Genomic DNA, 7,095 nt, shown 5'->3' on the forward strand with positions numbered 1-7,095 from the left:
CCCATGATCATAGAACTTGGCCACTTCGCCCTCATCCTGGGCTTCGTCATGGCAGGCGTGCAGTGCGTCTTGCCGCTCGTCGGCGCGCAGAAGGGGTGGCGGGGCTTCATGGCCGCGGGTGAACCGGCTGCGCAGGCCCAGTTCATCTTCCTGTTGTTCGCCTTCGTGGTGCTGACCTGGGGCTTCGTCTCGTCGGATTTCTCGCTCCGGCTGGTGACGATGAACTCGCACACGGCAAAACCGCTTCTCTACAAGATCACCGGAGTCTGGGGGAATCATGAGGGCTCGATGCTCTTGTGGTGCCTCATCCTTGCGTTCTACGCCGCGCTCGCCGCGTGGTTCGGCGGCAATCTGACCGAGACGCTGCGCGCCCGGGTGATCGGCGTGCAGGGGGCGATCTCGGTCGCGTTCCTGGGATTCCTGATCTTCACGTCTAATCCCTTCTGGCGGCTCGAGATGCCACCCCTGAATGGTGAGGACCTGAACCCGCTCCTGCAGGACCCGGGCCTCGCCTTCCACCCTCCGTTCCTTTACCTCGGGTATGTGGGCCTCTCGATGGCGTTCTCGTTCGCGGTCGCGGCCCTGATCGAGGGGCGGGTGGACGCCGCATGGGGACGGTGGGTGCGGCCGTGGACGCTGGTCGCATGGGTGTTCCTGACCATCGGCATCGCGCTCGGAAGCTGGTGGGCGTATTACGAGCTCGGCTGGGGCGGCTTCTGGTTCTGGGATCCGGTCGAGAACGCGTCCTTCATGCCCTGGCTCATCGCGGCGGCGCTGCTGCATTCGGCCATCGTGGTCGAGAAGCGCGAGGCGCTGAAAAGCTGGACGATCCTTTTGGCCATCCTCGCCTTCGGCTTTTCGCTGATCGGCGCGTTCATCGTGCGCTCGGGCGTGCTGACAAGCGTGCACGCCTTCGCCAATGACCCCGAGCGGGGCGTTTATCTGCTGGCGATCATCGGGCTCTTCATGGGCGGTGCGCTGACACTGTATGCGGCGCGTGCGGCGGCGTTGGAAGCCAAGGGCATCTTCTCCCTGACGTCACGCGAATCGGCGCTGGTGGCGAACAACATCCTGCTGGCGGTCGCGGCTTTCGTGGTGTTCGTCGGCACGGTCTGGCCCCTCGTGGCCGAGATGGCGTTCGACCGGAAGCTGTCGGTTGGGGCACCGTTCTTCGACGCGGCGTTCACGCCCTTCATGGTGGCGCTGGCCGTGTTGCTGCCGATCGGGTCGCTCATGCCGTGGAAGCGGGCGCGGATGGGGCGGGTCATGGGCCAGCTCTGGGGCGTGCTCGCGCTGTCGGTCGCGCTCGGCGCGCTGGTTTGGGTGATGCAGACGGGCGGCTCGATGCTTGCCCCGATCGGGGCAGTGCTGACGACTTGGCTGGTCCTTGGCGCGCTGGTCGACCTCAAGTCCCGCGCCGGGAAGGGTGACCTTTCCACCCGTGCGCGCCGCTTGCGCAAGCTGCCGCGTGCCGATTGGGGCAAGGCGGTCGCGCATTCGGGGTTCGGCATCACGATCTTCGGGATCACTGCGCTGACGGCCTGGCAGGTCGAGGACATAAGGGTCGTCCAGGTGGGCGAGCCGTTCCGCGTCAGCGCCTACGAGATCACGCTTGCCGCCGTCGAAGAGCGGCAGGTCGCCAACTACCGCACGACCATCGGCCGGATGGAGGTCACGCGGAACGGCAATCCCGTTGCGACCTTGTTCCCTGAAAAGCGAATCTACCCCATCGCCCGGATGCCCACGACCGAGGCCGCCATCGATGGCGGGTTCCTGCGCGACATCTACCTCGTGATCGGCGATCCGCAGGACAACGGCGGCTGGGCCGTGCGGACCTATATCAAGCCGTTCGCCAACTGGATCTGGGCTGGCGCGATCGTCATGGCGCTGGGGGGCGGGCTGTCGCTGTCCGACAGGCGCCACCGCGTTGCCGCCGGTGCCGCCAAGTCGACGCGCGCGCAGGCGGTGCCTGCGGAATGAAAGGCCTTCTGCTGATCCTCGCGCTGTTGGCCGGCCCCGCCTTCGCGGTCCAGCCCGACGAGGTGCTCGACGATCCGGTGCTGGAGGAGCGGGCGCGCGAGCTGTCGCAGGGCCTGCGCTGCCTCGTTTGCCGGAACGAGAATATCGACGAGTCGAATGCCGACCTTGCCCGCGATCTGCGCCTTGCGGTGCGCGAACGGCTGGTGGCCGGCGACACCAATGACGAGGTGATCGCCTACCTCGTGGACCGCTATGGCGAATACGTCCTGCTGCGGCCGACCGTGAGCGGGGCGAACCTAATCCTGTGGCTTGCCGGGCCTGCGATGTTGCTTGGGGGTGCGGCCATCGCCGTGGTCGCGCTGCGCCGCAAACCCGACGCGGCCAAGCGCCGCGATGCCACCCTTTCGCCCGAAGAGCAAGCGCGGTTGGATGCGCTTCTGAAGGAGTGATGTAACGGGGCGTCTCGCTTTTCCCGCGCCGGGTTTTGCGCCACGGTCGCGCGAAACCAAGGGAGGCCCCATGCAGTACGATGCCATCACCTTCGAGATCGCCGACGATGTCGCGGTCCTCACGCTGAACCGGCCCGACCGGAAGAACGCGCTGAATACCCGGATGCGGGCCGAGATCACCGACGCGGTGAAGCAGGCCGAAAGTGCGGCGCGCGTGCTGGTCCTGACCGGGGCCGGCGACGCGTTCTGCTCGGGGCAGGATCTGGCGGATGCGGGGAACCCGGCGACGCTCGACCTCGAACGGGTGCTGCGCGAGGAGTACGAGCCGATGCTGGCTGCCCTCACCGAATGCCGCGTGCCGACCATCGCCGCCGTGAATGGCGCGGCGGCAGGGGCGGGGGCGAACCTTGCGCTCGGGGCCGACGTGGTGATCGCCTCGGAAAGCGCCGTGTTCCTGCAGGCCTTCACGCGGATCGGCCTGATCCCCGATGCGGGCGGCACCTATTGGCTGCCCCGGCAAATGGGTTTTGCCAAGGCCATGGGCGCTGCGCTTTTCGCCGAGCCGATCACGGCGCGACAGGCCGCCGACTGGGGCATGATCTGGGAGGCGGTCCCCGAGGCCGATTTCGCCGCCCACTGGCGCGCTCGCGCCGCGCACCTGGCGAAGGGGCCGACGGAAAGCTACCGCGGCGTGAAGCAGGCCCTGCGCGCGAGCTTCGGCAACGATCTGCCCGAGCAGCTCGCGCTCGAGGCGCAGCTTCAGGGCCGGATGGGCCAGACCCACGACTTCCGTGAGGGCGTGATGGCCTTTTTGCAGAAGCGTCCCGCGCAGTACGAGGGGCGCTAGGCCCGCTCGACCGCGACCTGCTGGTTCTGCAGCGTCGCCCAGCCGTAGGTCGTCAGGAAGGCGATGTCGGCCGCATCCCGGCCGACGCCGATGACGGCCGTCTCCTCGGGCTTGGCCATGCCGGTCGGGTCCACGAGGTGCCAACCTCCGTCCAGCCAGACCTCGGCCACGGCGTGGAAGTCCTGCGGGTCCACGTCGGGCGCATAGCACGACACCATCCGCGCCGGGATCGCCTTGGCCCGCGCGAGCGACACGAGCACATGCGCAAAGTCGCGGCAGATGCCCCGCCGCTGCACGAATGTATCCAAAGCCGTGGTTTGCGGCCCCGACGCGCCTGGCCAGTAGGTGAATCGGCTGCCGATCCACTCGGCCATTTCGGCGATGCAGGCGCCGCCCTGGCTATGGGCGAACTCCGCGGCGACGAAGCTCTGGAACTCGTCCGAGGGGCAGTAGCGCGAGGCCATGAGGTAGCGCACCGCCTCGTGGGGCAGGCGGTGGACCGGCTCGGCCGACAAGCGCGACAGGTCCGGCGCCGGGCGCGTGATTTCGATCTCGGACTCGTAGCGGACCACCAGCGACTCGGAGCATGACAGCCAGACCCGCGTGCCGATCGCGTCCTCGGACGAGATACGGCTGAGATACGTCGTCTCGCCCGCGTTGAAGCGCTCGGACAGGACGGCCTGTTGCGATGTGGCGGCCACTTCAAGCTGCACCAGCGCGTCGGTCGGCGCCTCGAGACTGTAGTGGAGGTCGGCAGAGATTCGCAGCTTCATGGGACCCTTTCACGGCACGAGAGCACCTGTGCATTGATACACGGAATCGAGGGGAACGCGATCCCATCCTGTCAGTTCACAGGGGCTAGTTACAATCGACGGAGTCATCATGACCGATACCTCGATCCTCTTCTCGCCCGTGCGCATGGGCAGCCTCGATCTGCCGAACCGCGTGCTTATGGCGCCCCTGACCCGGAATCGCGCGCATCCCGACGGCACCCCGAAGGACATGGCGCAGACCTACTACGCCCAGCGGGCCAGCGCCGGCATGATCCTGACCGAGGCCACGCAGGTCACGCCGATGGGCAAGGGGTACAAGGACACCCCGGGCATCCATGACGCCTCGCACGTCGCTGCCTGGAAAAAGATCACCGACGCGGTCCACGCCCAGGGCGGCCGCATCTACATGCAGCTGTGGCATGTCGGCCGGATCAGCCATAACTCGCTGCTGCCTGAGGGGCAGACGCCACAGGCGCCCTCGGCCGTTGCGGCGAACACCAAGACCTTCACCGAGAACGGGTTCGAGGACTGCTCCGAGCCGCACGCCGTCACGAAGGACGAGATCGACGCGCTGATCGAGGACTACCGCCGCGGCGCGCAGAACGCAAAGGATGCCGGGTTCGACGGGGTCGAGATCCACAGCGCGAACGGCTACCTGATCGACCAGTTCCTGCAGGACAAGACCAACCAGCGCGATGACGAGTACGGCGGCTCGGTCGAGAACCGGATGCGCTTCCTGCGCCAGGTGATCGACACCGTCTGCGGCGTCTGGGACCGCGACCGCGTAGGCATCCGCCTGTCGCCTCTGGGCCAGGCCAACGACATCGGCGACAGCGATCCCGAGGGGCTCTTCTCGGAGGTCTACAAGGTGGTCTCGGACGAGAAGCTCGCCTATCTCCACGTGATCGAAGAGTTCTACGGCGTGAATACCAGCGACGAGCAGCGCGATATCCTGCGTCGCCTGCGCAGCCGCTACGACGGGTTCTACATCGCCAATGGCGGCTATGGTGCGGACAGTGCCGCCCGGGCGATCGAAGACGGTCACGCCCACGCCGTGGCCTTCGGGCGCGACTTCATCGCCAATCCGGACCTGCCCGAGCGCTTCCGCCAGGGCGCCGAATTGAACGCGCAGGACCAGAGCACGTTCTATGGCGGCGACGAGCACGGCTACACGGACTATCCGTTCCTCGACAAGATCCGCGCGATCTGACGCCTCGGCGCTCGTCGCCAGACCATGAGCGGGCGCGTGCGACGGAGCATGCGCCCGCTTCGCGTATCAGGGGCAGCCACGGAGACGGATGTTCCGATGCCACACGATCACGGCCACGGTTTCGCCTATGACCTGCCGCGGCTGGCCTGCCGGCCGCAGCCGCCCAGTGCACCGCCCTGCTGTCGGAAAAGGTCTGTCCCTATCCTGCGGATGGAAGCAACGCACGCCACGGGCAGGACATCAACGCCCTGACGCAAGAGGGGGTGATCCGCACCGACCTGCGATCCTCCTTCGCCGACCGCGAGGGAACGACCGAGGGCGTGCGCCTCGACCTAGTGCTCACTCTGCTGGATGCGGGGGGCTGGACCCCGGCACGCCACCTACCTGTGGCACTGCAATGCCGTCGGCGCATACTCGCTCTACGACCAGCCGCAGGCCAACTGGCCGCGCGGGGTCCGAGTGGCCGATGCCGAGGGTGCCGCGCGCTTTACCAGCATCGTGCCGGGCTGCTATGCCGGGCGCTGGCCGCACATTCATTTCGAGGTGTTCAAAAGCCCCGAGGCCGCCGTTTCGGGCGAGGCTGCGGTGCTGACGGCGCGGTTCGCGCTGCCACAGGACGTGTTGGCCCGATTTACGAAAGCGCTGCCCGATACGAGGGCAGCGCCCGGGCGCCGTTCATGACCTCGCCGGAGATCGACAACGTCTTCGCCGACAACACCAACGACAAGATCAAGCAGCAGATGTTCGCTATGGAGCAGACGTCTCGAGGCGACACCGGCCGTGTCACCATCCATGGACTTCGAGGCCGAGCGCGACGTCTGCATGCCCGCGCCGCCGCCGGGCCGGTTCGGCCCGAGCGAGCCCCCGTCACAGCGCAGATCCCCACCTGGAACAGGAAAAAGGCCACCCGTGGGGCGGCCTTTGCAGTCTGCGCGAGGCCAGGCGCCTCAGCGGTTCTCGACATCCACGTAATTGCGGTAGGTCTCGCCCAGGTAAAGCTGGCGCGGACGGCCGATCTTGTGCTGCGGGTCGCTGATCTGCTCTTTCCACTGGCTGATCCAGCCCACGGTGCGCGCCACGGCGAAGATCGGCGTGAACATCGACTGCGGGAAGCCCATCGCGTCGAGGATGATGCCCGAGTAGAAATCGACGTTCGGGAACAGCTTCTTCTCCCGGAAGTAGTCGTCCTCGAGCGCGATCCGCTCGAGCTCCTTGGCGGTCTGCAGCGTCGGGTTGTCCTCGATCCCCAGAAGGTCGAGCACCTCGTCCGCGGATTGCTTCATCACCGTCGCGCGCGGGTCGTGGTTCTTGTAAACCCGGTGGCCAAAACCCATCAGGCGGAACGGATCGTTCTTGTCCTTGGCGCGGGCAATGTACTCGGGGATGCGGTCCGGCGTTCCGATCTCGCGCAGCATTTCAAGGCAGGCCTGGTTGGCGCCGCCGTGTGCCGGGCCCCAGAGACAGGCGATGCCGGCGGCGATGCAGGCGAACGGGTTCGCGCCCGAGGACGAGGCAAGCCGCACCGTCGAGGTCGAGGCGTTCTGCTCGTGATCGGCGTGCAGCGTGAAGATCCGGTCCATCGCGCGGCTGAGGATCGGGTTCGCGACGTAATCCTCGGCCGGGACCGAGAAGCACATGCGCAGGAAGTTCGACGCATAGTCGAGGTCGTTGCGCGGATACACGAAGGGCTGGCCGATCGAGTACTTGTAGGCCCAGGCGGCGATCGTCGGCATCTTGGCGATCAGCCGGATCGACGCGACCTCGCGCTGCCACGGATCGCTGATGTCGGTGCTGTCGTGGTAGAAGGCCGACATCGCGCCGACCACGCCGACCATG

General features: G+C 66.9%; 7 protein-coding genes. 5 read left to right on the top strand and 2 right to left on the bottom strand.

The genetic code is table 11. The annotated features are described in order from the left end of the window. Positions 1-3: 3 nt before the first annotated feature. The 3 genes from ACFDS3_RS11080 to ACFDS3_RS11090 all read left to right on the top strand — a co-directional run bounded on the left by ACFDS3_RS11080 (position 4) and on the right by ACFDS3_RS11090 (position 3,276). Positions 4-1,980 carry a heme lyase CcmF/NrfE family subunit gene (locus ACFDS3_RS11080; RefSeq protein ID WP_375262415.1) on the top strand — a complete coding sequence of 659 codons (1,977 nt, stop codon included), beginning with the start codon at positions 4-6 and terminating at the stop codon, positions 1,978-1,980. Further along, complete coding sequence (locus ACFDS3_RS11085; RefSeq protein WP_375262416.1) at positions 1,977-2,429, top strand: cytochrome c-type biogenesis protein CcmH; 453 nt, start codon at positions 1,977-1,979, stop codon at positions 2,427-2,429. Before ACFDS3_RS11080 ends, ACFDS3_RS11085 begins: the two co-directional genes overlap by 4 nt. A gap of 70 nt (positions 2,430-2,499) precedes the next feature. Then, positions 2,500-3,276, top strand: coding sequence for an enoyl-CoA hydratase-related protein (locus tag ACFDS3_RS11090; RefSeq protein WP_375262417.1), 777 nt, complete (start codon positions 2,500-2,502; stop codon positions 3,274-3,276). Here ACFDS3_RS11090 and ACFDS3_RS11095 read toward each other — a convergent pair. Continuing rightward, positions 3,273-4,049 (bottom strand): transglutaminase family protein, encoded by a 777-nt coding sequence (locus ACFDS3_RS11095; protein WP_375262418.1) that lies wholly within the window; start codon positions 4,047-4,049, stop codon positions 3,273-3,275. The two genes, ACFDS3_RS11090 and ACFDS3_RS11095, sit on opposite strands and share 4 nt — an antisense overlap. Positions 4,050-4,158: 109 nt before the next feature. Between ACFDS3_RS11095 and ACFDS3_RS11100 the strand changes: the two genes are divergently transcribed. Then, entirely contained in the window at positions 4,159-5,259 is a 1,101-nt protein-coding gene (locus ACFDS3_RS11100; RefSeq protein ID WP_375262419.1) for an alkene reductase, read from the top strand. Positions 5,260-5,610: 351 nt separating this feature from the next. Continuing rightward, a complete protein-coding gene (locus ACFDS3_RS11105) occupies positions 5,611-5,940 on the top strand; it encodes a hypothetical protein (protein ID WP_375262420.1) in 330 nt (109 codons plus the stop codon). Positions 5,941-6,206: 266 nt separating this feature from the next. On the opposite strand, the gene gltA is transcribed toward ACFDS3_RS11105, so the two are convergent. Then, positions 6,207-7,095: citrate synthase (gene gltA / locus ACFDS3_RS11110; protein ID WP_375262421.1), on the bottom strand; the 889-nt coding region annotated here is incomplete at its 5' end.

Origin of the sequence: Palleronia sp. (assembly GCF_042089775.1) — a bacterium.
Classification (GTDB): Bacteria; Pseudomonadota; Alphaproteobacteria; order Rhodobacterales; family Rhodobacteraceae; genus Palleronia.

Excerpts from the sequence above, each read along its gene's own strand:
- ACFDS3_RS11100 (WP_375262419.1), top strand. The coding sequence starts at position 4,159 with ATGACCGATACCTCGATCCTCTTCTCGCCCGTGCGCATGGGCAGCCTC.
- ACFDS3_RS11095 (WP_375262418.1), bottom strand. The coding sequence starts at position 4,049 with ATGAAGCTGCGAATCTCTGCCGACCTCCACTACAGTCTCGAGGCGCCG.
- ACFDS3_RS11080 (WP_375262415.1), top strand. The coding sequence starts at position 4 with ATGATCATAGAACTTGGCCACTTCGCCCTCATCCTGGGCTTCGTCATG.
- ACFDS3_RS11105 (WP_375262420.1), top strand. The coding sequence starts at position 5,611 with ATGCGGGGGGCTGGACCCCGGCACGCCACCTACCTGTGGCACTGCAAT.
- ACFDS3_RS11085 (WP_375262416.1), top strand. The coding sequence starts at position 1,977 with ATGAAAGGCCTTCTGCTGATCCTCGCGCTGTTGGCCGGCCCCGCCTTC.
- ACFDS3_RS11090 (WP_375262417.1), top strand. The coding sequence starts at position 2,500 with ATGCAGTACGATGCCATCACCTTCGAGATCGCCGACGATGTCGCGGTC.